36 protein-coding genes, 1 other RNA gene and 1 other annotated feature are annotated in these 26,432 nt (G+C 33.3%); of the genes, 36 read left to right on the top strand and 1 reads right to left on the bottom strand.

Going from position 1 to position 26,432, the window contains the following annotated elements; translation table 11 throughout:
- Positions 1-67 precede the first annotated feature (67 nt).
- Positions 68-589 carry a VanZ family protein gene (locus tag ETI37_RS00420; protein ID WP_006586964.1) on the bottom strand — a complete coding sequence of 174 codons (522 nt, stop codon included), beginning with the start codon at positions 587-589 and terminating at the stop codon, positions 68-70.
- A 77-nt stretch (positions 590-666) separates the two neighbouring features.
- Between ETI37_RS00420 and ETI37_RS00415 the strand changes: the two genes are divergently transcribed.
- The 36 genes from ETI37_RS00415 (at position 667) to ETI37_RS00245 (ending at position 26,419) form a co-directional block, all read left to right on the top strand.
- Positions 667-1,545, top strand: coding sequence for a metal ABC transporter solute-binding protein, Zn/Mn family (locus ETI37_RS00415; protein ID WP_006587430.1), 879 nt, complete (start codon positions 667-669; stop codon positions 1,543-1,545).
- A 220-nt stretch (positions 1,546-1,765) separates the two neighbouring features.
- Entirely contained in the window at positions 1,766-3,379 is a 1,614-nt protein-coding gene (locus ETI37_RS00410; protein ID WP_006586962.1) for an APC family permease, read from the top strand.
- Between the two features lie 99 nt (positions 3,380-3,478).
- Positions 3,479-4,462, top strand: coding sequence for a competence type IV pilus ATPase ComGA (gene comGA / locus ETI37_RS00405; RefSeq protein ID WP_006586961.1), 984 nt, complete (start codon positions 3,479-3,481; stop codon positions 4,460-4,462).
- A complete protein-coding gene (locus tag ETI37_RS00400; RefSeq protein ID WP_006586960.1) occupies positions 4,428-5,429 on the top strand; it encodes a type II secretion system F family protein in 1,002 nt (333 codons plus the stop codon). Before comGA ends, ETI37_RS00400 begins: the two co-directional genes overlap by 35 nt.
- Before the next feature lie 7 nt (positions 5,430-5,436).
- Entirely contained in the window at positions 5,437-5,769 is a 333-nt protein-coding gene (gene comGC / locus ETI37_RS00395) for a competence type IV pilus major pilin ComGC (protein WP_006586959.1), read from the top strand.
- On the top strand, positions 5,747-6,178 hold the full coding sequence (locus ETI37_RS00390; protein WP_006586958.1) for a type II secretion system protein: 432 nt from the start codon (positions 5,747-5,749) through the stop codon (positions 6,176-6,178). Before comGC ends, ETI37_RS00390 begins: the two co-directional genes overlap by 23 nt.
- Positions 6,165-6,377 carry a hypothetical protein gene (locus tag ETI37_RS00385; RefSeq protein ID WP_006586957.1) on the top strand — a complete coding sequence of 71 codons (213 nt, stop codon included), beginning with the start codon at positions 6,165-6,167 and terminating at the stop codon, positions 6,375-6,377. Before ETI37_RS00390 ends, ETI37_RS00385 begins: the two co-directional genes overlap by 14 nt.
- Positions 6,367-6,858, top strand: coding sequence for a competence type IV pilus minor pilin ComGF (gene comGF / locus ETI37_RS00380; protein WP_006586956.1), 492 nt, complete (start codon positions 6,367-6,369; stop codon positions 6,856-6,858). Before ETI37_RS00385 ends, comGF begins: the two co-directional genes overlap by 11 nt.
- Before the next feature lie 200 nt (positions 6,859-7,058).
- Positions 7,059-8,057 (top strand): class I SAM-dependent methyltransferase, encoded by a 999-nt coding sequence (locus ETI37_RS00375; protein ID WP_006586954.1) that lies wholly within the window; start codon positions 7,059-7,061, stop codon positions 8,055-8,057.
- A 32-nt stretch (positions 8,058-8,089) separates the two neighbouring features.
- Positions 8,090-9,277 (top strand): acetate/propionate family kinase, encoded by a 1,188-nt coding sequence (locus ETI37_RS00370; RefSeq protein WP_006586953.1) that lies wholly within the window; start codon positions 8,090-8,092, stop codon positions 9,275-9,277.
- A gap of 56 nt (positions 9,278-9,333) precedes the next feature.
- Positions 9,334-9,699: a transfer-messenger RNA gene (ssrA, locus tag ETI37_RS00365) on the top strand.
- Between the two features lie 286 nt (positions 9,700-9,985).
- Complete coding sequence (locus ETI37_RS00360) at positions 9,986-10,174, top strand: hypothetical protein (protein WP_006586952.1); 189 nt, start codon at positions 9,986-9,988, stop codon at positions 10,172-10,174.
- A gap of 42 nt (positions 10,175-10,216) precedes the next feature.
- Positions 10,217-10,459: a hypothetical protein gene (locus tag ETI37_RS00355; protein WP_006586951.1), complete on the top strand. Its 243-nt coding sequence runs from the start codon at positions 10,217-10,219 to the stop codon at positions 10,457-10,459.
- Positions 10,460-10,567: 108 nt separating this feature from the next.
- Positions 10,568-10,876, top strand: a complete 309-nt coding sequence (locus ETI37_RS00350; RefSeq protein WP_006586950.1) for a hypothetical protein — start codon at positions 10,568-10,570, stop codon at positions 10,874-10,876.
- A gap of 228 nt (positions 10,877-11,104) precedes the next feature.
- A complete protein-coding gene (locus ETI37_RS07770) occupies positions 11,105-11,242 on the top strand; it encodes a hypothetical protein (RefSeq protein WP_006586949.1) in 138 nt (45 codons plus the stop codon).
- A gap of 39 nt (positions 11,243-11,281) precedes the next feature.
- Entirely contained in the window at positions 11,282-11,464 is a 183-nt protein-coding gene (locus tag ETI37_RS00345; protein WP_022091195.1) for a hypothetical protein, read from the top strand.
- 160 nt (positions 11,465-11,624) lie between these two features.
- A complete protein-coding gene (locus ETI37_RS00340; RefSeq protein WP_006586947.1) occupies positions 11,625-11,831 on the top strand; it encodes a hypothetical protein in 207 nt (68 codons plus the stop codon).
- Positions 11,832-11,874: 43 nt separating this feature from the next.
- A complete protein-coding gene (locus ETI37_RS00335; RefSeq protein ID WP_006586946.1) occupies positions 11,875-12,168 on the top strand; it encodes a hypothetical protein in 294 nt (97 codons plus the stop codon).
- 40 nt (positions 12,169-12,208) lie between these two features.
- On the top strand, positions 12,209-12,388 hold the full coding sequence (locus ETI37_RS00330; protein WP_006586945.1) for a hypothetical protein: 180 nt from the start codon (positions 12,209-12,211) through the stop codon (positions 12,386-12,388).
- A 649-nt stretch (positions 12,389-13,037) separates the two neighbouring features.
- Positions 13,038-13,829 (top strand): Fe-S cluster assembly ATPase SufC, encoded by a 792-nt coding sequence (gene sufC / locus ETI37_RS00325; protein WP_006586942.1) that lies wholly within the window; start codon positions 13,038-13,040, stop codon positions 13,827-13,829.
- Positions 13,830-13,840: 11 nt separating this feature from the next.
- Complete coding sequence (gene sufD / locus ETI37_RS00320; RefSeq protein WP_006586941.1) at positions 13,841-15,070, top strand: Fe-S cluster assembly protein SufD; 1,230 nt, start codon at positions 13,841-13,843, stop codon at positions 15,068-15,070.
- The gene (locus ETI37_RS00315; protein ID WP_006587364.1) at positions 15,045-16,253 is read left to right on the top strand and encodes an aminotransferase class V-fold PLP-dependent enzyme; all 1,209 of its coding nucleotides are present in this window, start codon (positions 15,045-15,047) and stop codon (positions 16,251-16,253) included. The genes sufD and ETI37_RS00315 overlap by 26 nt, the downstream gene beginning before the upstream one ends.
- Positions 16,250-16,693 carry a Fe-S cluster assembly sulfur transfer protein SufU gene (sufU, locus tag ETI37_RS00310; protein ID WP_006586939.1) on the top strand — a complete coding sequence of 148 codons (444 nt, stop codon included), beginning with the start codon at positions 16,250-16,252 and terminating at the stop codon, positions 16,691-16,693. Before ETI37_RS00315 ends, sufU begins: the two co-directional genes overlap by 4 nt.
- Positions 16,693-18,096 carry a Fe-S cluster assembly protein SufB gene (gene sufB, locus ETI37_RS00305; protein ID WP_006586938.1) on the top strand — a complete coding sequence of 468 codons (1,404 nt, stop codon included), beginning with the start codon at positions 16,693-16,695 and terminating at the stop codon, positions 18,094-18,096. Before sufU ends, sufB begins: the two co-directional genes overlap by 1 nt.
- 99 nt (positions 18,097-18,195) lie before the next feature.
- Positions 18,196-18,771 (top strand): VIT1/CCC1 transporter family protein, encoded by a 576-nt coding sequence (locus ETI37_RS00300; RefSeq protein WP_006586937.1) that lies wholly within the window; start codon positions 18,196-18,198, stop codon positions 18,769-18,771.
- A gap of 86 nt (positions 18,772-18,857) precedes the next feature.
- Positions 18,858-18,934, top strand: a sequence feature (ribosomal protein L21 leader region).
- 15 nt (positions 18,935-18,949) lie between these two features.
- A complete protein-coding gene (gene rplU, locus ETI37_RS00295) occupies positions 18,950-19,261 on the top strand; it encodes a 50S ribosomal protein L21 (RefSeq protein ID WP_006586936.1) in 312 nt (103 codons plus the stop codon).
- Positions 19,262-19,279: 18 nt separating this feature from the next.
- Complete coding sequence (gene rpmA / locus ETI37_RS00290; RefSeq protein WP_006584927.1) at positions 19,280-19,579, top strand: 50S ribosomal protein L27; 300 nt, start codon at positions 19,280-19,282, stop codon at positions 19,577-19,579.
- 65 nt (positions 19,580-19,644) lie between these two features.
- The gene (locus tag ETI37_RS00285; RefSeq protein ID WP_006586935.1) at positions 19,645-20,751 is read left to right on the top strand and encodes an aminopeptidase P family protein; all 1,107 of its coding nucleotides are present in this window, start codon (positions 19,645-19,647) and stop codon (positions 20,749-20,751) included.
- Between the two features lie 68 nt (positions 20,752-20,819).
- Positions 20,820-21,389 carry an elongation factor P gene (gene efp / locus ETI37_RS00280; protein ID WP_006586934.1) on the top strand — a complete coding sequence of 190 codons (570 nt, stop codon included), beginning with the start codon at positions 20,820-20,822 and terminating at the stop codon, positions 21,387-21,389.
- A gap of 24 nt (positions 21,390-21,413) precedes the next feature.
- Positions 21,414-21,860 carry an Asp23/Gls24 family envelope stress response protein gene (locus tag ETI37_RS00275; protein WP_006586933.1) on the top strand — a complete coding sequence of 149 codons (447 nt, stop codon included), beginning with the start codon at positions 21,414-21,416 and terminating at the stop codon, positions 21,858-21,860.
- Positions 21,860-22,261, top strand: coding sequence for a transcription antitermination factor NusB (gene nusB, locus ETI37_RS00270; RefSeq protein WP_006586932.1), 402 nt, complete (start codon positions 21,860-21,862; stop codon positions 22,259-22,261). Before ETI37_RS00275 ends, nusB begins: the two co-directional genes overlap by 1 nt.
- 46 nt (positions 22,262-22,307) lie before the next feature.
- On the top strand, positions 22,308-23,159 hold the full coding sequence (locus ETI37_RS00265; RefSeq protein ID WP_006586931.1) for a bifunctional methylenetetrahydrofolate dehydrogenase/methenyltetrahydrofolate cyclohydrolase: 852 nt from the start codon (positions 22,308-22,310) through the stop codon (positions 23,157-23,159).
- The gene (gene xseA / locus ETI37_RS00260) at positions 23,146-24,507 is read left to right on the top strand and encodes an exodeoxyribonuclease VII large subunit (protein ID WP_006586930.1); all 1,362 of its coding nucleotides are present in this window, start codon (positions 23,146-23,148) and stop codon (positions 24,505-24,507) included. The genes ETI37_RS00265 and xseA overlap by 14 nt, the downstream gene beginning before the upstream one ends.
- Entirely contained in the window at positions 24,497-24,739 is a 243-nt protein-coding gene (locus ETI37_RS00255) for an exodeoxyribonuclease VII small subunit (protein ID WP_006587363.1), read from the top strand. Before xseA ends, ETI37_RS00255 begins: the two co-directional genes overlap by 11 nt.
- Position 24,740: 1 nt before the next feature.
- Positions 24,741-25,607, top strand: coding sequence for a polyprenyl synthetase family protein (locus ETI37_RS00250; protein WP_006586928.1), 867 nt, complete (start codon positions 24,741-24,743; stop codon positions 25,605-25,607).
- Positions 25,607-26,419 (top strand): TlyA family RNA methyltransferase, encoded by an 813-nt coding sequence (locus tag ETI37_RS00245; RefSeq protein ID WP_006586927.1) that lies wholly within the window; start codon positions 25,607-25,609, stop codon positions 26,417-26,419. The genes ETI37_RS00250 and ETI37_RS00245 overlap by 1 nt, the downstream gene beginning before the upstream one ends.
- The last annotated feature ends 13 nt before the right edge of the window (positions 26,420-26,432 follow it).

Below are 26,432 nucleotides of genomic sequence, written 5' to 3'. Positions count from 1 at the left end.
CTTCTTTCTTTATTTAATAGTTAACCTTTATAATCTTACCGCTAAAGGCCAGTAAATTCAATTTATATTAATTTTTTATTGCTTTTTTCGCAGATTTTTCAATGAACAATCGATAAATCAAAAATAATAAAATCCCGCATAATGCTCCGATACTATCAAGGACTACGTCATGTACACTTGGAGTACGATCACCTGTTAAATATTGGTGATATTCATCGAAAACTGCCAAACTAATAGTAATTGGCCAAATAAAAATAAAAGCATAAACTTTATTCAAAAAGAAACGTTTAAGTCCTGCAAACAGGCCTAATCCTAATAAAAAATAACTTGAAAAATGGGCTAATTTTCTGACAAAAAATTGTGTAAAACTAGTTAGGCCATCTTTGCTTGCGCTGTGAATTTGACCACCATAATTAATAGAAATATGAGATAAAAGTGGGTCGAGAAAGCCAAAGTAAGTTTTTATCGTTGATGAACTCATTTTTTGTTCATGATAAGTCATTGAACTAGAAATGAATAAGCTTATAAAAATGATTAGTGCAAGAACAAGACTCAATTTCTCTCGCTTGCTGAATTTAAATTTTTGCATTTTAATACACCTTCCTTGACAAAGAGGATAATTAAGTATACTCTACTATGATTTACATTTATAAGAAAGGGAATAGAATGAAAATCAAAAAAATATTTACAATCATGGCTTTGGCATTAGCCAGTTTAACTATAGTGACTGCTTGTTCACAAAAGACAAGTGAAAAAAGCAGTGGAATTAAAATCGTTACATCAACTAATGTTTATGCCGATATTGCTAAAAATATTGTAGGAAAGTATGGCAATAGTGAAGCTATTATTTCTAATGGCGATATTGATCCACACGATTTTGAACCAACGACTAAATCTGCTACTACAATTAATAGTGCTGATATTGTAATTGCCAATGGTATGGGGTATGACAATTGGATGAGCAAGTTAGCTAAATCTAATGGTAAAACAGCTGTAAAAGTTGGTGAAGATATCATGAAATTAAAGAGTAGTGATAATCCTCATATTTGGTATAACTTAGATATGCCAGAAGAATATGTTAACTACTTAGTTAAGAAATTATCAAAATTAGATTCCAAGCATGCTTCTTATTTTAAGAAGAATGCTGAAAATTACTTAGCACAAATCTCTGAAATTAAGGCCGTCGCCAAGACTGTTGATGGTAAAAATTCTAAGCCAGTTTATGTAAGTGAACCAGTATTTGATTATGCTTTAGAAGCTGCTGGTTTTAAGATTGGTGATAAAGATTTTGAAGAAGCAATTGAAAATGAAACTGATCCAAGTGCCAAGATTATTGAAAAGATGAACAAGGCAATCAGTGGCAAAGAAATTGCTTTCTTCGTAAACAACACTCAAGCAAGCAGTTCAACAGTAAAAGCTTTAGTAAAGAAGTGTAAGGCTGCAGGTGTTCCAATAATCGAAGTGCGTGAAACTATGCCTAATGGGGTAAGTTATCTTAAATGGATGACACAAAACTATGAAAAGTTAAAAGATGTATCTAAATAATATTTCAATATTGTAAATCACAAAAAAGTCTCATTTATGAGGCTTTTTTTGTGGGAATTTTTATTAGGATATAGAAATTACAAGAAGTAAACAGTAAAATATTAAACGTTACAATAAATTTGGAGATGAAAAATGAATTCGAGTTTGAAGAATAAATCGCCTGTTCTATTACCAGGCAGATAAAATAGATAGTTTAAATATTTTTTACGGGGTAATAAAATTGGATGATTTAATAAAAGATAAGAAATATATTTCCTGGCCAACCTTAACTTTAATGGCGTTTGTTACAGTTATTGGTTTAGATGATATTATGTATAACTTCCAAAACCAAGGTATGACTGTTATGACATCTTGGGTTTTGATGTTATTTTTATATGTTATTCCATATGCGTTAATGGTTGGGCAATTAGGGTCAATCTTTAACAAAGGTGGTGGTGGTCTATCATCTTGGGTTCGTGGAACTGATGGAGAATTCTTAGGCTACTTCACTGCTTGGACTTATTGGGCAGCTTCTATTCCTTATGTTGTTGATTCCGCAAATGAAATTATTGTTGATGTAGGTTGGGCTTTTACTGGTTCAGAAAAATTTCAAGATAGTATTTCTAATGCTCAATTTACTCTTTTGACTTTCTTGATGTTTATTATTTTTATCTTTATTGAAAGAAAGTTTGCTAACTCAATGGAAGTATTGTCTACAATTGGTGGAGCAATGATGTTTATTATGACTATGCTCTTTGTCTTTTTGGCCTTTGTAGGTTTGGCAAAGTCTGGTGGTCATATGGCAACGCAACCATTTACTTGGAAGACGATGATTCCAAAATTCGATTTAAAATATTGGACTACAGTAGGGATGTTGATTTATGCAGTTAATGGATCAGAATTAGTTGCACCATATGTAACTAGAATGAAAAAACCAAAGACAGATTTTCCTAAAGCTATGATTGCTTTAGCAGTAATGACTGCATTTTTGACTATCTTTGGTTCATTTGCTTTAGGAATCTATTTTGATGCTTATCATTTACCAAATGATTTGAAGATGAATGGTTCTTACTATGTATTTGAAGCAGTTGGACAACAATTTGGTCTAGGACACACCTTGCTATATGTTTATGCTTGGACCTCCGTCTTTTATAATGCGGCTTTATTAGCTGTTTTACTAGATGCAATGACTAGAATGCTTATTTCCGATACTGGGGATAAGTATATGCCTGAATTTTTACGTAAGACAACCAAGGATGGATTGCCAATTAATGGTTATATTTTAACTGTTTCTCTTTCTGCATTTATTATGCTTTTGGGCGTTTTCTTACCTGATATGAATGATATTTTTAACTGGTTGTTGAACTTAAATGGTATTATTTCACCAGGTGTAACATGTTGGATTTTCTATTCATTTATGCGTGTAAGAAAAGATTCTAAAAAATATCCTTCTGAATATGTCTACATTAAAAACGATAAATTAGCTTATTTGGCTGGGTTAGCCTTATTAGTAGTAACAGCTGTAGCAACTGTTTTAGGGGTAGCTCCTCAAGATGTAAAACAATTTAGTGATATTTGGTGGTATGAATTAATCATTAACATCATTGCTGTTGTTGTTTTGATTGGTTTAGGGGCAATTTTACCGGGAATTAGAAGACGTGAAGTTGAATATGGTATTGCATTTTCTAAGAAGCAATGGATTATTATGATTGCACTTATTATAGGTTCAATTATTTTAGATGTATATTTGGGTGGTACTAAGATTGCACTACGAGGTTTGTACATCTTTATTGAAGCATGTATTGCTTTACTAGTTTGTTGGTTAATTGGCCGCGAAAAACCAATTGAAAAATAAAATAAATAATATTTTGACTTGAACTAATTTAGTTCAAGTCTTTTTTTAGAAAAAAATAAACTGATTTTGTGTATTTATGATTGGAAAGGAGGAAGAAATATGGAAGTAAAACATTGGGCTGAAGACTTGATAAAGAGCGCTAAAGATATGAATACAAGTGATATTTTCATAACTGGAAAGCAGGATTTTTATGAAGTTAATTTTCGGACTAGTAAAGGATTAATAAGACGTGAAAAGTTGAATTTGCAGTTTGGATTAGAAGTGATTAATTACTTTAAGTTTATTGCACAAATGGATGTTTCAGAACATCGTCGTCCTCAGGTAGGAAGCTATATTTTTAAAAATAATAAGCAAAGCCAAGTGGTTTTTTTACGCTTTTCAGTTTTAGGAGAGTTTTCTGGGAAAGAATCATTAGTTATTAGGCTGATTAATAGTATTCAAAACAATCGTTATTTCTTTATTGAACAAGTTGATCTTTTAACAGCTGCAGCAATAAAAAGAGGATTAATTTTGACAAGTGGACCAACCGGTTCTGGAAAAACCTCAACTATGTATTATTTAGCTAAAAAATTAGCCCATCAGAAAGTAGTTATGACAATTGAAGACCCAGTTGAAGTATTTGAACCAGAGTTTTTGCAAACCCAAATAAATCTTGAAGCTGGCATTGATTATGAAAGCTTGTTAAAAGCGGCTTTGCGTCAGCGACCAGATATTTTAATTATTGGAGAAATTCGTGACAAAGTAACGGCTAGACTAGCAGTTGATGCGGCTCTTAGTGGACATTTAGTTTTAGCAACAGTTCATGCAAGGTCTACTTTGCAAACAATAGCTAGGTTAAAAGGGTTGGGAATTGATTCAGTTGAATTAGCTAATTGCTTAAATTGTGTGAGTTATCAGCGTCTAATTCAAACCATAGATGGAGAAATCGCCTGTTTATTAGATATTGCAAGTGGTGAAACACTACACAAAGAAATCAATAAATCGAAAACTGGTGATTTTATTAATTGGCGAGAAAATTTGGCTGAACTACTAAAGGAGGAAAGAATTAGTGGCGATAGTTTTACCAGCTTTCAAGAAGGATAAACTAACTGGGCGTGAGCAGTTAGAATTTTTAGAATATTTGGCCATGTCTTTAAAAAATGGCTTATCTCTGGCTGAAAGTTTGCAGGTCATGCCAGCTTTATGGTCAAAAAAACAACGATTGTTGCGTAAGTTGACATATTTAATGGAGCAAGGTGTTAATTTCAGCCAAATTTTACGACAAATGGGTTTTGGAAAAACAATTGCTAGCCAAGTGGATTTGGCGATGATGCAAGGAAATTTAAATGAATGTCTTAATCAACTGGTTATTATTAATCGACTAAAAGAAGAACAGTTAAAAAAGTTAAAAGCTGAATTGTCTTATCCTATAACTTTGTTTGTCTTAATGATTTTTATGTTGTTGTTTATGCAAAATTTCTTAAATGGTCAGCTAGGACAAGAAGATGGAACTGCTAACTTAGTTTTTGCAATTCTGATAGTTGTTGCTTCAGTACTAAGTGCAGGGGTAACTCGAATTGTAATTTTATTGAAAAGACAAGATTATAAGGCATTAAAGGCATTGTTGAGATATCCAATTGTCGGGAAAATAACTCAGTTATATGTTTTTTATATGATAAGTTCAGAATTCGGAATGATGCTAGGAGCAGGTTTTAGTTTTCCAGAAATCTGTAAATTATTTACTAATCAAGAAGATGGATCATTACAAGAGCAATTAGGAAGAAAAATGCTTAAACAGTTTGAAGCGGGCAAAAGTATAGGCGATATTATTCGAGGAGAAGCCTTTTTACCTGATAATTTGCTTTTATTTATAGAAACTGGTGCTGAACGGAAAGAATTGGGCTTGAAATGTACAATCTTAGCTAATGGATTTTTTCGCGATTTGACCCAGGGCTTGGAACGATTGATTGTTAATGTCCAACCTATTTGTTTTATTTTTATTGGAATTTGCATAATTGGAATGTATTTGAAAATGTTGATGCCAATGTATGCATTGATGCAGAGTATGTAGGAGGATCATGATGAAGAAATTTAAGGAATTAGTAAAAAAGTTAAGAAAACAGACCGTTAAGGGCTTCACTTTAATTGAAATGGTAATTGTAATAGCGATTATTGCAATTTTGATGATTTTAGTAGTACCTAATTTAACCAATCAAAAAAATAATGCAGAAACTAAGACAGATGAAGCATTTCAGACAACTCTGCAGGCTCAAGTGACTCTTGCTGAAGAAGATGGCAAAAAAATCACTTCTTGGGATCAATTAGAGCAAGCTAAATATATTTCTGAAAAGCAAGCAAAAAGAGCACAAGAAAAATTTGTAATTTCAAATGGTGAAGTTGTTAAGAAATAGAGTTAGGGCCTTTACACTTTTTGAAACAGTTATAACCCTGGCAATTGTTACAGCTATTCTCTCAATTGGCTGGCTCAATTTTTCTGTTATTAAAGAAAAAATGTTAATTGATAGCGCTAGTATGCAAGTTAAAGTTATTCTTAATCAGGCATTACGACGAGCTAGTATTACTAATAAACTTTATTTAATTGATTATTATGAATCAGATAACTTATTAATCGTTAAAGATCAGGATGGCAAAGTTGAAAAATATTCCTTACCAGAAGGTGTAAAGATATATAATTTAGCAAAAACAAATATTGAACAAACAGGATATATTGCGCCTAAAACAATTACTTTGCGTACAAAGAAATTTAAAAAAGAACTTCGTATTCAGCTAAAATGGGGGAAGATAAATGAAACAAGTTAAAGGGTTCCTGTTAATTGAGGCAGCAATTAGTTTGATTATTTTATTGTTTTGTCTTAACTTGTTTGTTTTTTGTCTTATTGAAACAAGAAAAATTGAAGCTAATTCACAAATAAGAAGTGATCGTGCTTATGCTGATTATGTTTTAAGGAAATATCATTTAAATAAAATTAAAGTTCATGGGATTGAATATGAAAATTAAAAAGATAAAAGGCTTTTTATTAGTAGAAGCCATAATTAGCTTAGTGATTACCTTATTTTGTCTAATTATGTTAACTAACTTGTTATCTTTGTTTAAACAATATCGACAAGCTGAACATTATGGTAATGAATTAGTTTTGAGCTATGTTCAGTTAAATAACTTTATTGAAAGTAGCAATTATATTGAAATTGACCAAAAAGGAAGCAACTCCAAGAAGGTAATATTCAAGCGAGAGGAAGCCAGCAAAACAACAAATTATGTCCTTGAATATTACAATAGTTCAATGCTCAGGTTAACTGCGAGTCAGGGCGGGCATATTCCTTTGCTGATGAATGTAAAACAAAGTAGCTTTGATATAGATAATCAAAAATTAAAAGTAAGAATTGTCGAGCAAAAAAATGGAGAGAGTGAGTGGTTTTTTGATCTTACTAGTAAAAACAAGCCAATTAATGATGAACTTGAAAAAAATGATAAAAAGTAAAATAACGGGGAGTATATTAATTAGTACAATTCTTTTTCTACTAGCTGTCTTGCTTTTCTTACAATATTATCAATTTACTTTTGTAAAAACGGTCGAAAATAACCAGCTTCTGGTTAAATACTTCGAAAGTAAGTAAGCTTTCTTGCATGTAATAGCCTCTTTCTTTTAAAATGTTATAGAAGAAAAAGGGGTTTGATTAAATGAAAAATATTGAAGCAATTTTTGCACAATTTTTAGACGTAGTTCAAATTTTACAAAAAAATTTAAATGTCCCATTTGCCGGTGCAGTAACTGAAACTTTTGATAACTTAGAAAATGGCAAAATAAAAGTAGAAATGGGTGCTCCAGACAAAGAAACAGTAGCTTTATTATCTAAAAAATATCAAGAATTAAATTATGATAAGCTTCCAAGTACTCAAAAATATATGGTCTTTACTTTGCTAACTTTAAAAGCAATGAAAGAAGATGGACGCAATTATTCTCAAATGCCAACTCCACCAGTTTTGGCAACGGTAGTTGCAATGGTTTGGGACAAATTAATTACGAAAACTGAATTAGCTGTTGTTGATCCAGCAATTGGGACAGGAAGTTTACTCTACACTGTTATTGACCAACTAGTTCAAAGCCATCACTCGCAGAATAAATATCGTTTAGCAGGAATAGATAATGATGAATCTATGCTTGATTTGGCAGATGTGGGGGCTCATTTAAGTAATTATAAAATTGACTTATATTGCCAAGATGCGCTAGAAAATTGGCTAATTGAAAAGCCAGATGTAATAGTATCAGACCTACCTGTTGGTTATTATCCAATTGATGAAAATGCTAAGAATTTTGCTACTCAAGCTAAGGAGGGGCATTCATTAGCACATGAATTATTAGTAGAGCAAACAATTAAGAATTTAGCTCCAGCGGGCTATGCCTTTTTATTGGTACCTAATAGTCTTTTAGGTGGAAAGCTAGGGGCAGAATTTATGCCTTGGCTTGCTAAAAAAGTATATTTGCAGGCAGTGGTTCAATTGCCAAATGATTTGTTCCAAAACCCATTAAATCAGAAATCATTATTAGTTTTCCAAAATCATGGTGAAGGTGCGCAAAGCAGGGATGTATTGTTAGCTAAACTTGGTTCACTTAGAGAAGAAAAATCTTTAGTTGACTTCAACCAAAAATTAAACGAGTGGTATACTAAAAAAAGATAGTTTGTGAAATTAAATTAAAGGAGTATCACTCTATGAAAAAAGTTTTAGCAATTAATTCAGGTAGTTCATCGTTTAAGTATAAGTTATTTGGCTTACCTGATGAAAATGTTCTTGCAGAAGGCCTTGGTGATCGAATTGGGATTCAGGGTTCAACTTTTGAAATGAAGCTTGAAAATGGTCAAAAGTATTCTGAAGAAGTTGCATTGCCAGATCAAGAAACGGCTGTAAAGGTTTTACTTGATTGGTTAAAAAAATATGATGTAGTTAAGGACTTAACAGAAAATGTAGGTGTCGGCCATAGAATTGTTAGTGGTGGAGAAGAATTTACTGATTCTGCTATTATCGATGAAAAAAATTTACAAAAGATTTTTGATTTAACTGATTATGCACCACTACACAATCCTGCTGAAGGCCGTGGAATAAAAGCTTTCATGAATTTACTTCCTGGGGTTCCCCAAGTTGCTGTTTTTGATACTTCTTTCCACCAAACAATGGACGAGGTTCATTATCTTTATTCTGTACCTTTTGAATATTATGAAAAGTATAAGGCTCGTAAATATGGAGCTCATGGTACTAGTGTAAGATATGTTGCTAATAGAACAGCTGAACTTTTACATAGAGACTTATCCGATCTTAAAATGATTATTTGTCACTTGGGATCTGGTGCTTCAATTACAGCGGTTAAAAATGGCAAATCATTTGATACTTCAATGGGATTTTCTCCACTTGCAGGCGTTACAATGGGAACTCGTTCTGGGGATGTTGATACTTCATTAATTCAATTTATTATGGACAAAGAAGGAATTAATGACATTGATGATATGATTGATATTTTGAATCATAAGTCTGGGCTTCTTGGTATTAGCGGAATTTCTTCTGATATGAGAGATTTAGAAAATAGTAAAGATAAAAGAGCAAAATTAGCTCGAGATATTTTTATTAATCGTGTTATTCGTTATGCAGGTTCATATGCTGTAGAGATGGGAGGTATTGATGCCCTTGTCTTTACAGCGGGAATTGGAGAACACGATGCTTATATTCGTGAAGGAATTATGAAGCCATTTGAATGTATGGGACTTGATCCGGACTTTGAAGCAAATAAGACTAATGGAGAAAAACTTATTTCTAAAGATGGCTCTAAAATTGCTGCATTAATTGTGCCAACAGATGAAGAATTGATGATTGAACGTGATGTTGTACGTTTAGCGCACTTAGATTAGGCAAAACACTTGAGGATATAGTGATTTATCGGTATAATTACTATGTCCTTTTTTATGGGGATGTTTTGGGATTCGACAGGCGTAGATCTGCTCTGACTGCGATTCGTAGGTTACGTCTACGTAAAAACGTTATCAGTTAAATATAACTGCAAAAAACAATAATTCTTACGCATTAGCTGCTTAGTCAGCATGTGTTGCCTTTTAGCGATTCACCTATGATTGCTAACTGGTATCAACTCTAATAGGTTACGCTTAGTTTTGCCACCTGAGAGAATAAGAAGAGATTTTGCAGGTTAGTTAGGTTCTACTAGCCCTGATATATGGCGTTTGAGCCTAATGAAATTTAAATAATATCTCTATGATCGTAGAGGTTAGTGATGGAATGCGTTTGGACAGGGGTTCAACTCCCCTCATCTCCACTTATATGCTTAAGAATGCTGCTATATCAACGTTATTAAGTTCGAAAAGTGCTTTTTGAAAGAAATTTGAAAGAAAAAAGCAAAATAAAAGAAGCAGAAACTGCTAAATGTTTAATTCATTTAACATGTTTATTGCTTCTTTTTTATTAAAATTTTTTATACTATCATTGGCTAACTGAGAATACCAATGATATTTAGAAGATTTGTAATTAAATATTTGATAATGTCTCTAAACCAATGTATTATTTGAAGCATGATGAGGGTAGTTATAAAAATTAGGAGTAGCTAGATGAGAAAAGCTGAAATAGATGAGTATATTCAAAAACTTATTAATACCCCACCTACTATTGATGGCCAATATACAACTGAATTTGAAGATAGTTTTTCAAAAGAAGAGTGGAATTATTTTATTGAAAAATTAACAGAAATTTCTTTTACATGGACGCCACCTGATGAATATTTCTATAAGGGTCCATAGAATAATATCTTATCTTTTTAAGAAAAAAATATTCTGAAAGGCATGAGAAGATTGTTTACTATAAAATTAGTATCAAATACCCCAGATACTTTAGTTTATGATATTTGGGACTTTGATAGAAATGAATATGTTAATCAAATAGAAGTTAGTAAGAAAGATTTATCTTATCGTTTGAAAAATAATCAAAAATTGTCTAATTCATATGAAGCAGGAGCATATAGAGCTATTATGGAAGCAATACAATTTAATGTAGCTCCTCAAGAATATAGTGATGGCTGGGGTTAATCTTAATTATAAAAATTGATTTTAGCTCATTGCTAAAGAATGGAGTGACTTATCCTGAAAAAAGATAGAGAAACCTTAATTGAAGAAAAGATTAATAAGATATTCAAGATGAGTGCCATGGAGTTGCTGACAGATGATACTATCTCCGAAGATATATTTTGGGATAAAGTAGGAGAGAATTTGATGTTTACTATTAAATTAGTATCTAATTCTAAAGATAAAGTAATTTATGATATTTGGAATGGAGATACTAAAAAGTGCATTAATCAAATAGAAGTTAATAAGAGAAATCTTTCTTATCGTTTGAAGAATAATCAAAAACTTTCAAATTCCTATGAGGCAGGAGCATATAGAGCGATTATGAAAGCGATAAAAGATGATTCTTATCCAGAACAATTCAGTAATGGATGGATTTAGAAAATAATAAGGAATTGTTAGCCTTGAAAAATCATAAAAAGATCCCTTGGAAGAAAAAATAAGCAAATGTTAAAGACCTTATGGACAATGATACTTTAATTGAACTTCTTGAGACAGAATATGAAAGGTAATTTTTTAATTAACATAGAAAAAACATTGTTAATTCTCTTTTTGAGGAATAATGATATTTGTAAAAAATAGTTTGGTGAGACATAGGGATGATTTATTATGAAAAAAACAATGACTGAAGCTGAAAAGAATAAATTACTCCGTGAAAAAATTCAACAATTTTTGCATGCAGATCCTATGGATGTGATTGGTGATGATACAATATTGGAACTCATTGATTTAGAAAATGAAAAATGATGATTTGAATGTTGTATAAAGATGAGATGGGATTATAAAATGCGAAGAGCTGAAATAGATAAATTTATTCAAGAAGAATTAAGTAAACCTCCTGTTGATGCTCAATATGCGCAACATCCTCTTTTAGATTCACTTTCTGAAGAAGAATGGAATTACTTAGATAATAGATTGAAAGAAATCGAAAAGACATGGGAAAATCCATATTTTAATATTGGAGCTTAATAAGTATATAGGAACTAACTATATGTTAGTTCTTTTTTGTGTCGTTTTCTTATTTCAAAATTTTAAAATTAATTTGTTAGCAATACACGACTCAAACTTATTATATATTACTATGATACAATTAACAAAAGATATGTTGTGTTAGTAGAGGAAACAAGCAATGAATGATAAAGATGACTTTGCAAAACAAATGGAAATTGGCCAAAAAAGACTTGAAAAAGTTTGGCCTAAGAAGATAGAAATTTCACTACGTGTTTGGAAACGAAGGCATGACGCAGGTAGAGTTCCTGATGATTATTATGAAAAAATAAGAAAAGCTTTGCTTAAATCACTAGATGATTGGAATAAAAGACACGGTAAGTCGTAATATTATTATCAATTTTTTGTATATTGAATAGAGGGCTCGTGCAATGGAAAAAATAAAATGTCCATCATGGGAATGGGAATGGGCTACTCATGATATGATACACGAGGGTACTTTACGTACAAATATTAATTTAATAAGTCATATATGCTTCTTAAAGACAGAGCGAATACTTAATTCTGATCAGTACTATTATGTTGATGATATTAATGAATTAATTCCTGATACTATGAATGCTGAAGAAAAGGCTGTTTTTTTAAGTAAGTTAAAAAAAGTGTCTCAAAAAGTGAGTGTACCTGATGATTTTGATAAAAAGCTCAGAAAACAATTTCAAGAATAATTTTAATTTCTAATAATAGAAAAATAATGGAAAAATATTGATGAGAAAAGAAGAAATAGAAGAATATATTCAACGTGAAATTCGAAAGCCACCAGTAGACTATCAAATATCAGATCCTTTTATTGAAAGTCTGAATGATGAAGAAATGGCTTATTTAGAAAAAAGACTAATTGAATTATCGAAAACTTGGCAACCACCGTATGAATACTTAGGACCATAATTATCAGTGTCAAAAATATGATTTAACTATTTGATTAGGTAAATATCAATAAATAAAGATTTGGTATATAATTTAAAAATAAAAAGCTAGTATAGAAAGGAGAAAAGATGTGATAGATTTAGTTATTATAGTTGGGTTAGTATTACATTTAATTAATAAATATTTTGATTGGCAGAACAAAAAGTATGCTAATGAAATTATGAAATTAAAAATTAAGAAAATTAAACATAAGCATTTTTATATTGCATGAATCTATCATTTCTAATTTTATATGACTTTAGCAATTATTATAATTTGGGGTAGTGTAGTCATTGCTTTGGATTTATTAATCAACAAAGAATGTAAAGAAGCAATTAGATTGACTAAGATAAAGAATAGCTTAGAAGAAAAAGCAAAGAAATAAAAATTGTATCGTAATATTTTGATATAAAATAATCTTTATTCTGTAAGAAAACGTTGATTATATGAGTGCTTAAACTCAAATAATCAACGTTTTTTATTTTGAATATTTTGGAGGTTACAAGTTAATAATTAATATCTTTCAATATACAAGATATAGAAACTTAACTAATAAATTTTATTTTATCCCCAATATGTTGTATGCTTATATTCGTAACAACACAATTTTTATTCAAATTGGGAGAAAATAATGTCAACGTTAGAAGTAAAAGATTTATATGTTTCAGTTCAAGATAATAACGAAGAAAAGCAAATTTTAAAGGGATTAAACCTCAAAATGAGTACTGGTGAAATTCATGCAATTATGGGTCCAAACGGTACTGGTAAATCAACTTTATCTTCAACAATTATGGGTGATGCTAAATATCACATTAATAGTGGCGACATTTTGTTAAATGGTGAGAGCATCTTAGATTGGCCCGTTGATCAAAGAGCAAGAGCAGGGCTTTTCTTAGCTATGCAATATCCAGCTGAAATTCCAGGAGTAACTAATGCTGAATTTGTAAAAGCAGCAGTTAATGCTCGTCGTCCCAAAAATGATCCTGTTCCAATGGGTGAGTTTATGAAAGAACTTCAAACCACACTCAAGACTTTAGATATGACAATGGAAATGGCAGGACGCTATTTAAATCAAGGCTTTTCTGGTGGGGAAAAGAAACGGAATGAAATTATGCAAATGATGATGATTAAACCTTCTTTTGCTATTTTAGATGAAATTGATTCAGGTCTTGATATTGATGCTTTAAAAGTTGTCTCACGGGGTGTTAATTTAATGCGTGGCGATAATTTTGGTGCTTTGCTAATTACTCACTACCAACGTTTGCTTAACTATATTGAACCTGATTTTGTTCATGTTATGATGGGCGGAAAAATTGTCAAAACTGGTGATGCAAGTTTGGCTAAACGTCTTGAAAATGAAGGTTATGCAAAACTACGTGATGAATTGGGATTAGATATTAAATTGGTTGATGAAGACGCATAGGAGGCTGAAGAATGGAAAATGTAGAAACTTTAGCCAAAAAGCGCTTAGAGCCCACTTGGTTTTCAGAAATTCGTGAAAATGCGAGTCAACTTATTGGTAAAACCCCTTATCCTGATTTTAAAAAATTGAAATATAAGCATTGGGATTTGCATTTAACTGGTAATTTTATTCCAACTGAATCTTTTGCTTCTAAAGCTAATGTTGTTCAAGCAGGAGAGAATTTAGCTCAAATTAATATCCCCGATGAATATCGTAAAAAAGGGGTAATTGTGGCTGATTTTCATGATGCTTTACAAAATTATCCTAAATTAATAAAGAAATATTTTATGACTAAGGGATTAAAGGCTAGTGATGATGAATTTTTAGCTGAACATGTAGCATATTTACAAAGTGGTTTATTTATTTATGTCCCTAAAAATGTTCATGTTGAAACGCCTCTAACCTGTGAATATTTACAAAAAGCAGCTTTAGGCTCTGAATATGTTCATCATGTCTTATTAATAGTTGATGAGGGAAGTAATTTCTCATATATTGAAAAGCTTACTAGTCAAGGCAATGAAGCAAGCAAGGTTAACTTTGTTTGTGAAGTGATTGCCAAGAAAAATAGTCATGTTCACTATACTAGTATTGATAATTTAGCTGAAAATGTAACTTCTTACTTGAATCGGCGTGGCTATTTAGAAAAAGATGCTAAGGTTGATTGGGCTATGGCTTTAATGAACGATGGCTTAACTTTGGGTGATTTTAATAGTGACTTGGTTGGTGATGGAAGTCATGCTGAATTAAAGGCAGTAGGGATTTCTACTAATAATCAGGTTCAGGGGATTAATACTCGTGTGACCAACTATGGTAACAATACTATTGGCCATATTTTGCAACATGGCGTCAGTTTGGATAAATCAACTTTGATTTTTAATGCTGTTGGTCATATTATGAAAGGTTCAAAAGGCAGTGATGCTGAACAAGAAAGTCGAATATTGATGCTTAGTCAGGGAGCACGTGGAGATGCTAATCCAATTTTGCTCATTGATGATAATGACGTTATGGCTGGTCACGCAGCTAGCATCGGTCGGGTAAATCCAGAGCAGCTTTACTACTTAATGAGTCGTGGACTTGATAAGAAGATGGCTGAGAGGGTTGTAATTCGTGGCTTTTTATCTCCTGTTCTTGAAGAAATTCCAACTGCTGATTTAAAGCAAGTATTTAGTGATTTAATTGAGAGAAAGATTAGTGAAAAATAACTATAAAGCAGATTTTCCATTGCTTAAAAATTCGGATTTGATTTATTTAGATAGTGCTGCTACTAGTCAAAAGCCACAATGCGTAATTGATAGGTTAAGCAAGTATTATCAAAGTCAAAATGCCAATGTTCATCGGGCGCTATACGGTTTAGGTGAAGCTACTACAGCTAAATATGAACAGGCCAGAAAACACGTTGCTGATTTTATTAACGCTGATCAAGATGAAGTGATTTTTACCAAAGGGACAACACAAGGACTTAATTGGGTGGCTAATGGATTCGCCCAGTCAATTCTCAAGCCTGGGGATGAAATTCTAATTTCAATTGAAGAACATCATTCGAATTTAGTTCCTTGGCAGATTATTGCTAAAAAAACTGGAGCTAAGTTGGTTTATGTATATTTAACGCCCAATCTTGAATTTGATTATGATGACTATGAAGCAAAGTTAAACTCTAAAACTAAGATTGTAGCTTTACATCATATGTCAAATGTTTTAGGTAATATTCTTGATCTAAGTAAAATTGCCAAATTGGCTCATAGTTTTGGTGCATATTTAGTCGTTGATGGAGCACAAGCTGCTGCACATATAGAGATTGATGTTCAAAAATTTGATTGTGATTTTTATGCCTTTTCTGGTCATAAAATGCTTGGTCCAATGGGAATTGGCGTGTTATTTGGAAAAAAGAATTTGCTTAATCAAATGACACCTGTTGAGTATGGCGGGGAAATGATTAGCGAGGTTAGCCAACAATCTGTTAGTTTTAAGTCATCTCCTCTTAAGTTTGAAGCGGGAACTCAAAATGTTGCAGGTGCAATTGGACTTGATACTGCAATTAATTATCTAAAGCAAGTTGGAATTTCCAATGTTAAGGCGATAGATTATGAACTATGTAAATACGCTAGAAGTCGGTTGGAAGAAATTGGTGGTGTTAGCATTTATGGTGAGGCTAATAATGGAATAATTTCTTTTAATTTAGATGGTATTCATCCCCATGATGTAGTCAGCTTCTTGGATGCAGATAAGTTATGTTTGCGAGCTGGACATCACTGCGCTGAGCCATTGATGAATTATTTGAAAATTCCGGCTTGCTTACGAGCAAGTTTTTATATCTATAATGATTTTTCAGATATAGATGCCTTAGTAAAATCTTTAAATAAGATAAAGGAGTTTTTTGGAAAATGAGCTTTAATTTGACTGATTTATATCGTGAAAGCATTGTTGAAGCGGCTCAAGCTCCAAGACATCATGGTCAACTAAAGAAGAAAAATGCAACAGTTGAGCTTCATAATCCTTCTTGTGGGGATGTTTTAGTTTTAGATGGTTATTTTGAAAATAATAAGCTAGTTGATATGGCTTTTTCTGGCTATGGTTGTACTATCAGTCAAGCAAGCGCAAGTTTAATGACAGATCAGGTTTTAGGGCAAGAAATATCTGAGATAAAAGATGAAGTTATGCTCTTTTCTAATTTGATTACGGATAAACTGAATCAAGCTGAAAAAGATCGACTTGGTGATTGTATTATGCTTGAAGGAGTAAAAGAATTTCCAGCACGAATAAAATGTGCCACCTTAGCGTGGAAGGCAATTTATCAACTAATTGAAAATTATGAAGGACAAAAATAATGACTGATGAAGCAATAAAAAATCTAGGTGGGCAATATCAATATGGATTTAAAGATGATATTGAACCAATTTATACAACTGGTGAAGGGTTAAGTGAAGAGGTTGTTAGAAAAATTTCAGCAGCTAAAAATGAACCTAAATGGATGTTAGACATTCGTCTAGCTGCCTATAAAACATATCGAAAGTTATCCTTACCTAATTTTGGACCAGACTTAACCAAGCTTGATTATGAACACATTAATTATTTCAGACGTGATAGTGATTTTGTGGCTCGCAAATGGGAAGATGTACCAGAAGATATTAAGAAAACTTTTGATAAGTTAGGAGTGCCACAAGCAGAGCGGAAATACTTAGCAGGCTCTAGTGCCCAATATGAATCAGAAGTTGTTTACCATAATATGCGTAAGCAATTTGAAGATATGGGGATTATCTTTATGGACACAGATACTGCTGTTCAAAAGCATCCTGATTTGGTTAAGAAATATTTTGGTAAGCTTGTGCCAGCAAGTGATAATAAGCTAGCTGCCTTAAATACGGCAGTTTGGTCTGGTGGCACTTTTATTTATGTACCTAAGGGTGTTAGTTGTCCAACTCCAATTCAGAGTTATTTTAGAATTAATGCTGGTAATTCTGGTCAATTTGAAAGAACATTGATTATTGTTGATGAAGGGGCTCACGTTAACTATGTAGAAGGCTGTACTGCTCCTAATTATTCAGCTGATTCACTCCATGCTGCGGTTGTTGAAGTTAATGTGTTGAAAGACGCATATTGTCGGTATACTACAATTCAGAACTGGTCTAACAATGTTTATAGTTTGGAAACCAAAAGGGCACAGGCACTTGAAAATGCAACTATGGAATGGGTTGATGGTAATCTAGGTTCAAAAGTAACCATGAAATATCCAAGTATTTATCTCAATGGTCAAGGCGCTCATGGGAACATGTTATCAATTGCTTTTGCTGGTAAGGGCATTGATTCTGATACTGGTGCAACCATGGTGCATAATGCGAAAAATACTTATTCAAGTACCGTTTCTAAGTCACTATGTAAAGATGGTGGTATAGCAGACTACCGAGGTCATATCCGCTTTAATGAACATTGTGATGGCTCATTTGCCCATGTTGAATGTGACACAATCATTATGGATGATAAGTCATCAAGTGATACTATTCCATTCAATGAAGTATTAAATTCAAATGTGTCAATGGAACATGAAGCAAAAGTTTCGAAGATTTCTGAAGAGCAGCTTTATTATTTGATGAGTCGTGGTATTAGTGAAGAAAAAGCTACTGAAATGATTGTCATGGGCTTTGTTGAGCCATTTACCAAGGAGCTGCCGATGGAATATGCAGTAGAACTTAACAGACTCATACAGCTCAACATGTCTGGCGGTATTGGGTAAAAAAAAAGCCGTTTCCACAGAAAAAGCACAGAAAAAACAAATTAAAAAAGCTTGTTTAAGTATTTATTTGATTGGTAGACCAATTTAGGAGAATAAACTTTGAAAAGAACTTTCACATTTAGTCGCTTTATAAAAATAAAATCACAATGTTTTTGGGATAAATTGAACATTATCAGGGCAGGTATATTAGGTGCTAATGATGGTATTATTTCTGTTTCTGGAATTGTTTTAGGTGCTAGTGGCGCAAATTTGGATAGTAAGACCTTATTAATAGCAGGCCTTTCAGGAATGCTAGCAGGTGCTTGTTCAATGGCAGGTGGAGAATGGATGTCTGTATCTACACAAAGGGATATTTTGATGAAAAAGTTAGAAAATCAGACTGTTGATGAAGATTTGAAACTCGAAAAAACTGATGGCTTAACACCTATCAGTGCTGCTTTAAGTTCCTTTTGTTCTTTTATTGCAGGTGCTATTATTCCCTTGTGTGCAATGACTTTATCTCCAATGAATTTGCGAATCCCAATAACTCTTTGCGCAATGGTAGTATCCTTAGCACTTAATGCATTTATTAGTACACTTAATAGTGAAGCATCTGTTAAAAAGGCAATTTTTAGAAATATTTTTACTGGTGTTTTAACAGGCGTTATTACCTTTACTTTGGGTAGCGCAGTATAAAATGATTTTGTTAGTTAAATAACATAGTTTCTCCTTGTAAAACAAGTGATAGGGTAGTAAACTAAAGTAGTTGTATTTGTGAAACCTCACATCTGCAACCGCACATGCTAGGTCACAAGTCTTTCATGTGAAGGCACCTGGCTTGGCGAGTCTAAGTATTTTTTATGGAGGTGTACAAATGTACGCAGTAATTAAGACCGGTGGTAAGCAATACAAGGTTGCTAAGGGCGACAGTGTTTTCGTAGAAAAGCTTGATGTTGAAGCTGGCGAAAAGGTAACTTTTGATCAAGTAATTCTTGTTTCTGATGGTAAAGACGTTAAAGTTGGTACTCCATTAGTTGAAGGTGCAAAAGTTGTGGCTACTGTTGAAAAGCAAGGTAAGGAAAAGAAGGTTGTAACTTTCAAGTACAAGCCTAAGAAGCACTCACACAGTAAATATGGTCACCGTCAACCTTACACTAAGGTAACTATCGAAAGCATTGAAGCTTAATAAGAGGTGAATAATATTATGATGATGAATAACTTTTCAACTATGAACTTATTTGCCCACCACAAGGGTGGTGGTTCAACTGCCAATGGTCGTAACTCAGCTGGTCGTCGTCTTGGCGCAAAGCGTGCTGACGGTCAAGCAGTAAACGCTGGTTCAATTATCTACCGTCAACGTGGTACTAAGATCCACCCAGGTAAGAACGTTGGTATCGGTGGTGATGACACTTTATTTGCTTTGGTAAATGGTGTTGTTAAGTTTGAACGTCTTGGTAAAACTAGAAAGCAAGTTTCTGTTTACCCAGTTGAAGAAGCAAAATAAGACTATTTTTTGCAGACTGAAGGCATAATGTCTTCGGTCTTTTTTAATATTTGAGGTACAAGCTTATGACTGACTCTTTACTTTTGACCTTAACACAGGCACGGATAAAAAAAGTGCTTGAATTAATGAAACAATATAATGCAGATGCTTTTTTGATTTTTAATCAAGCTAATTATCGCTATTTAACAAATTTTACTGGTGAAGAAGCTCAATTAATTTTGACTAATAAGGGTGATCGATATTTATTATCCGATTCTAGATTTTCTGGTCAAATCCAAGCTCAGGCTAGTGGTGAACTAACAGCAATTATGAAGCAAACTGGTGACGTGAATGAAATCAGTCGAATTTTGAAAAAACTTGCAGTTAAAAGACTAATTCTGGAAGGAGAATTCGTTTCTGCTTCTGAATTTTCAAATCTCAAGGAAGCTAATCCTAATTGTCAGTTTATTTTAGTGGAAGAACTAATTGAACAAGTTCGAAATGTTAAAGATGAACTTGAAGTTAAAGCCTTACAGAAAGCAATTTCTATTTCCATCGAAAGTTTTAAGCAAATTTTACCAATGATTATACCAGGAGCAGTTGAAAGAGAAATTGCTGCCAAGCTAGATTATTTGTTTAAGCTCAACGGTGGTGATGGGCCATCATTTGAGACAATTATTGCTTCAGGTGTGCGTTCTAGTTGGGCTCATGGAGTTGCTAGTGATAAGGTGATTAAGCAAGGTGAGTTAGTAGTTTGTGATTTTGGTAGTTTTTATAATGGTTATACTGCTGATATTACAAGAACTGTTGCGGTGGGCGAAGTAGATACTGAATTAGAAAAGATTTATCAAATCGTTCATGAAGCTCAAAGACGTGGGATTGAAGCGGCAGTAGTCGGCAATACCGGTGCAGATGTGGATAAGGCAGCAAGAAATTATATTGTTGAACAAGGGTATGGAGAATATTTTGGTCATGGTATTGGTCACGGTATTGGATTAGAAATTCATGAATTATGTATGCCAGCTTTACCTTTTAAAAAGCAAAAACTAGTTAATAATATGGCTATTACCGTTGAACCAGGAATTTATCTTCCTGAAAAGGGCGGTGTTAGAATTGAAGATGATATTTTAATCAATGAGCAAGCACCAGTAACTATGTCATTTTTCCAAAAAGATGAACTAATTCATTTATAAATTAGTAAGAGTGTGGAAATCTTTATCTATAATTGGTAAGATATTTAAGTAGAAATGAGGGATTACTTATGACAATGATCTCAGTTAATGAGTTTAAGAATGGTTTAACAATTGAACACAATAACGATTTATGGAGAATTGTAGAATTCCAACACGTTAAACCAGGAAAGGGTAGTGCTTTTGTTCGTTCAAAATTAAAGAGCTTGAGAACAGGTGCTGTCCAGGATTATACATTCCGTTCAACTGAAAAGGTAAATACAGCGGATATTCAAACTAAACCAATGCAATACCTTTACAATGACGGTGCAAATTATGTATTTATGGATATGAATACATATGAACAACTTGAAATTCCTAATTCCGAAGTAGAAAGAGAATCTAAGTTCTTAAAGGAAAACATGGAAGTTAACGTTATTATGCACGAAAGTGAAACTTTAGGAATTGACTTACCTAACACAGTAGATCTTGAAGTTGCTGAAACAGAACCAGGTATTCGTGGAGATACTTCTTCAGGTGGTGGTAAGCCAGCAACTATGGAAACTGGTTTGGTAGTTAATGTTCCATTCTTCATTAATGCTGGTGACATCTTAACTATCAATACTAGTGATGGTAGTTATGTATCACGTGCTAATAAGTAGTATTAATATTACGAGGTAAGAAAAATGGCTGATAGTTCAACAATTCTTTTGACCAGTAATCAAACTGGTGACGAAATCAAGATTGATTTAAGCGTTTTGGAAGTGATTTTAGCAATCGCTGCCGAAAAAGTTGATGGTGTTGCTGCGATGCGTGGCAGTCTAAAGTCTGGGTTGAACTGGGTCTTAGGACGCCAAGATCGCGGTAAAGGTGTAGCAGTTTCAGTTGATCAAAATCATGAGATAATCGCTGATGTATATGCTTACTTTGATGCTGGTGTTAATGTTCCTAAGGTTGCTGCCAAAATCCAAGAAAAGTTGGCTGGGCAACTTTCTCAAATGACGGATTTAACTTTGACTACAGTTAATGTACACGTAGTTGGTCTTATTTTCCCAGATGAAAAAGCACATGTTACTAAGGTAGAAGAAGACAAGAAGGAATTATTTCCTGAGTCAGAAAAGGATGGGGAATAATGTCACAACACGATAGTCGTAGAATTGCAATGCAAGCAATTTTTCTCGCTAATGGCGAACCAGATTTGACTATTGAACAAGTGGAAACAAAGGTTGCTAAAAGTTTAGATTTAAAAGTAATTCCAGCTTACGCTCATGAAATTATTGCAGGTGTTTTAGCTAAAAAATCTGAGATTGAAGCTGACATTAGCAAGTATCTTAGAAAAGGCTGGCGTTTAGAGCGGGTAAATCGAATTTCTGTAGCAATTATTGAAGTCGCAATCTTCGAAATTAGTCAAAGTGATGCAATTTCAGCTCCAGCAGCTGTAAATGAAGCTTTAATTTTGTGTGAAGAATTTGATGATCCAAAATCTAAATCATTTATCAACGGAATTTTGGCAAACTTTATGCCAAGCAAGTAATTAATCCCGGCTTTTGCCGGCATTTTTTGTTAAGGAGATATAGTTGATGGCAGAAATACTAGATGGAAAGACATTAGCCAATACTTTATCTGAAGAAATTAAAGAAAAGGTTAAAGCAATGTCTATCAACGGAATAAAGCCACATTTTTGTGTAATTAATATTGGTGACGATCCCGCAAGTAAAGTTTATGTTAGAGCGAAAAAAAGAAGAGCTGAAAAATTAGGAATCGATCAAGAAATTTTTCAATTACCTGCAGAAACCACTGAAGAAGAAGCTTTAGCTTTAATCCAAAAGTTAAATAATGATCCCCAAATTAATGGTGTGATGGTTCAACTTCCAGTCCCAGATCAGATTAATTCAGATCACTTAATTGAAGCGATTAATCCGGAAAAAGATGTTGATGCACTAACCGCTGCAAATGTGGGGCGTTTATGGCAGGGGACTCATTTTGTTAAACCTGCAACAGCTTGTGGAATTATTGATTTATTAGATCATTATCAGATTTCACTCGATGGTAAAAGAGCCGTTATCATTGGTAGAAGTAATATTGTTGGAAAGCCATTGGCTGCATTGTTACTTGAAAGAAATGCAACTGTAACTTTAGCCCATTCCCATACTAAGAACTTAACAGAGTTAACCAAGCAAGCTGACATTTTAGTTGCTGCAGTAGGAAAAGCTAAGCTAGTTACTGCAGATATGGTAAAAGAAGGAGCAGTTGTTATTGACGTTGGGATAAACCGGATTGATGGCCATTTGGTCGGAGATGTTGATTTTGATAATGTCAAAAAGCGGGCTAGTTATATTACACCAGTTCCAGGTGGTGTTGGTCCGTTAACTGTTGAGAGTTTAATGCAACAAGTTGTTGCATTGACAAGGAGACAAAATGGAAAATCATGATAAATATTTATCTGTTTCTGATTTAAATTACTATATCAATTTAAAATTTAAGAACGATCCTTATTTACATCAAGTATTTTTGAAAGGTGAATTATCAAATTTTCGCTATCGCAGAAATTCCCATCAATATTTTTCATTAAAAGATGAAAAAGCAAAAATCAGCGTAGTAATGTTCCGTTCTGCTTTTGAAAAGTTGAAATTTAAGCCTGAAGAGGGTATGAAAGTCTATGTAAGTGGTTATATTGGCGTTTATCCACCACAAGGCACATATCAATTTTATGCTCAAACGATGGAGCCAGCTGGTTTGGGTGAGCTGTATGAAAGATTGCGTCAATTACAGGATAAGTTATCTAAAGAGGGACTTTTTGCTGCTGAACATAAAAAGAAATTACCACGCTTTCCAGATAAAATTGCAGTTGTTACCAGTGCATCAGGAGCAGTTATTCACGATATTATGGTAACTGCTAATCGACGCTTTCCACATGCTGAAATAGATCTTTTCCCTGCGCAAGTTCAGGGAGATACTGCTGCCGAAAGCTTAGTAAATGCTATGAACCAAATTAAAGAGCGGGCTAGTGAATATGATGTAATGATTATTGGACGAGGTGGTGGATCTCTTGAAGATTTATGGCCATTCAATGAAGAAATAGTAGTTCGCTCAGTATATAGTATGCCTATGCCTGTTATTAGTTCAGTGGGGCATGAAACTGACACAACCTTATGTGATTTAGTTGCTGATGTACGTGCAGCAACTCCAACAGCTGCTGCAGAGTATGCAACACCTAATTTAAGCGATGAATTGGCAGGTTTGCACCAACTGCAAAGTAGACTTCTAACCAGTATGCAAGCATGTATTCGTGAACGTAAACAGGCTTTACTAAGAATTCAAAACTCGCCTATTATGCGTGAACCAATGCGGTTATATGACCAACAAGTACAAAGTGTTGATCAATTAACTGGGAGATTGATGCAAATTATAAAGGTGATTTTGCAAAACAATCGACAAAATCTAAAAATTAGCGAGCAAAAGTTATTAGCCCAAAGTCCTAAGAGATTACTTGAACGGACCAAGCAAAGTAATGATTATTTGAATCAAAGGTTGCTTAATGCAATTAAAACTCTTTTAAAAGATAAGCGGATAGCCTTTCAACAACAAGTTCAAACTCTTGAAGACATTAGTCCGCTAAAGGTGTTAAGTCGTGGGTATGTTTATACAACTGACCAAGCTGGAAAGACGATAATGTCGACTAAAAATATTGCAAAAGATGAGGTCTTAAATTTGCATTTTGCAGATGGCAAGGCCAAGGCTAAGATTTTAGAAGTAGAGGATAATGAAGATGCCAAGTAAAAAAAATAATTTTGAAGAACAATTAGCAGATCTCGAAAAAATTGTTAATAATCTTGAAAATGGTAATGTCCCATTGGACGAAGCTTTGGAACAATTTCAGGCTGGTGTAAAGATTAGCCGAGACTTGGAAAAGAAGTTAACAGCAGCAGAGGAAACAGTTGCAAAATTGATCGACAAAGATGGTACTGAACATGAATTAGATCCACAAAATGCAGCTGCACCAGAGGAATAAAATGACAGACTTTACAAACTTTTATCAAAAATATCAACCAATTATTGATCATTATCTTGAACAGCATCTATCTAGTGAAATTGAAGATAAGAAATTTAGTCAAATTATGGCTTATTCAGTGATGGCAGGTGGTAAAAGATTACGACCATTGCTTTTTTTGGCAACATTAATTTCACTTGGAAAAGAAATTACCGAAAAAGAAATTCGAGTTGCTTGTGGAATCGAGTTAATTCACACTTATTCTTTAATTCATGATGATTTACCAGCAATGGATAATGATGATTATCGTCGTGGAATGCTCACTAGTCATAAAAAATGGGGTGAAGCAGAGGCTATTTTAGCAGGAGATGCTTTGTTGCCAATGGGATTAGAATGGATTGCTAGTGCTGAAAATGCTGAAATGGTAGCTGTTATGGCAAATGCAATCGGCCCTAATGGAATGGCAGGTGGACAATATTTAGATATTGATTCAACTAATAATGACGCTGTTAAAGAAGATAATAATTTTATTAATCGAATGGAATGGTTGAAAACTGGTTGTTTAATAAAAGCCAGTGTTGAAATTGCAACTATTTATGCCAAAGCAGATGATCTTTCTCGTAAAAAATTAGTCGACTTTAGTGCCAATTTTGGCCGTGCATATCAAATTTATGATGACTTAGTTGATGTTGTTCAAACAAGTCAAGAAGCTGGTAAGGCAACTCATAAGGATGAAGAAGAAGGCAAAAATAATACTTTAACTTTGTTAGGGATTGATGAAAGTCGAAAAGAATTACAAGAATTAATTTTAGCGGCGAAAAATAATTTGACTGACTTAAATAGTGAAGTGTTATTAGGATTCTTAAACCTATATAAAAAGGTGTTGTAATGGCTAAAGAACGTGCAGATATAATTTTATTCAAGCAAGGGTTATTCAATTCTCGCTCTCAAGCTCAAAGGGCCATTATGGCCGGCTTAGTGACTGACCATTTACATCAGAGGATTGATAAAGCTGGAGAAAAGTTTCCAGAAGATGAAAAATTTTATATTAAAGATGATGGCCAAAAGTATGTTTCTAGAGGCGGTTTTAAGTTAGAGAAAGCCTTAAAAGTTTTTGATATTGATCTAACTGATAAATTATGTCTTGATATTGGTGCATCAACAGGTGGGTTTACCGACGTTGCACTGCAAAGTGGGGCAAAAAAAGTTTATGCTCTTGATGTGGGGTATAACCAATTGGCTTGGCAGCTTAGAGATGATTCAAGAGTTATTGTAATGGAAAGACAAAACTTTAGATATTCTAAGCCAGCCGACTTTACTGAGGGCTTGCCGGATTTTGCAATGACTGATGTTTCTTTTATTTCATTAGATTTGATTATGCCACCAATGTTTGACATCTTAAAGGATCAGTGTGATGCTGTTTGCTTAATTAAGCCACAATTTGAAGCAGGACCTGACCATGTTGGAAAAAATGGAATAGTTCGGGATCATAATGTACATGAAGCTGTTATTAAGCATACAATTGATAAAGCTTTGGAAATTGGCTTTGATGTTCTGGGGATTGACTATTCTCCTATTAAAGGTGGAAAGGGAAATATTGAATTTTTAATTCACCTTCGAAAAAATCTTGCAAATCCTAGTCAGCTTTTATGGGATGGCGATGTTAAGTCTGTAATTAATGCTGCAGTAAATCAGCTATAAAGGAGAAAGAATA

This window comes from Lactobacillus mulieris (assembly GCF_007095465.1).
Classification (GTDB): domain Bacteria; phylum Bacillota; class Bacilli; order Lactobacillales; family Lactobacillaceae; genus Lactobacillus; species Lactobacillus mulieris.
Note: the sequence above shows the minus strand (reverse complement) of the source record. Positions and strands in the feature narration are given on the sequence as shown.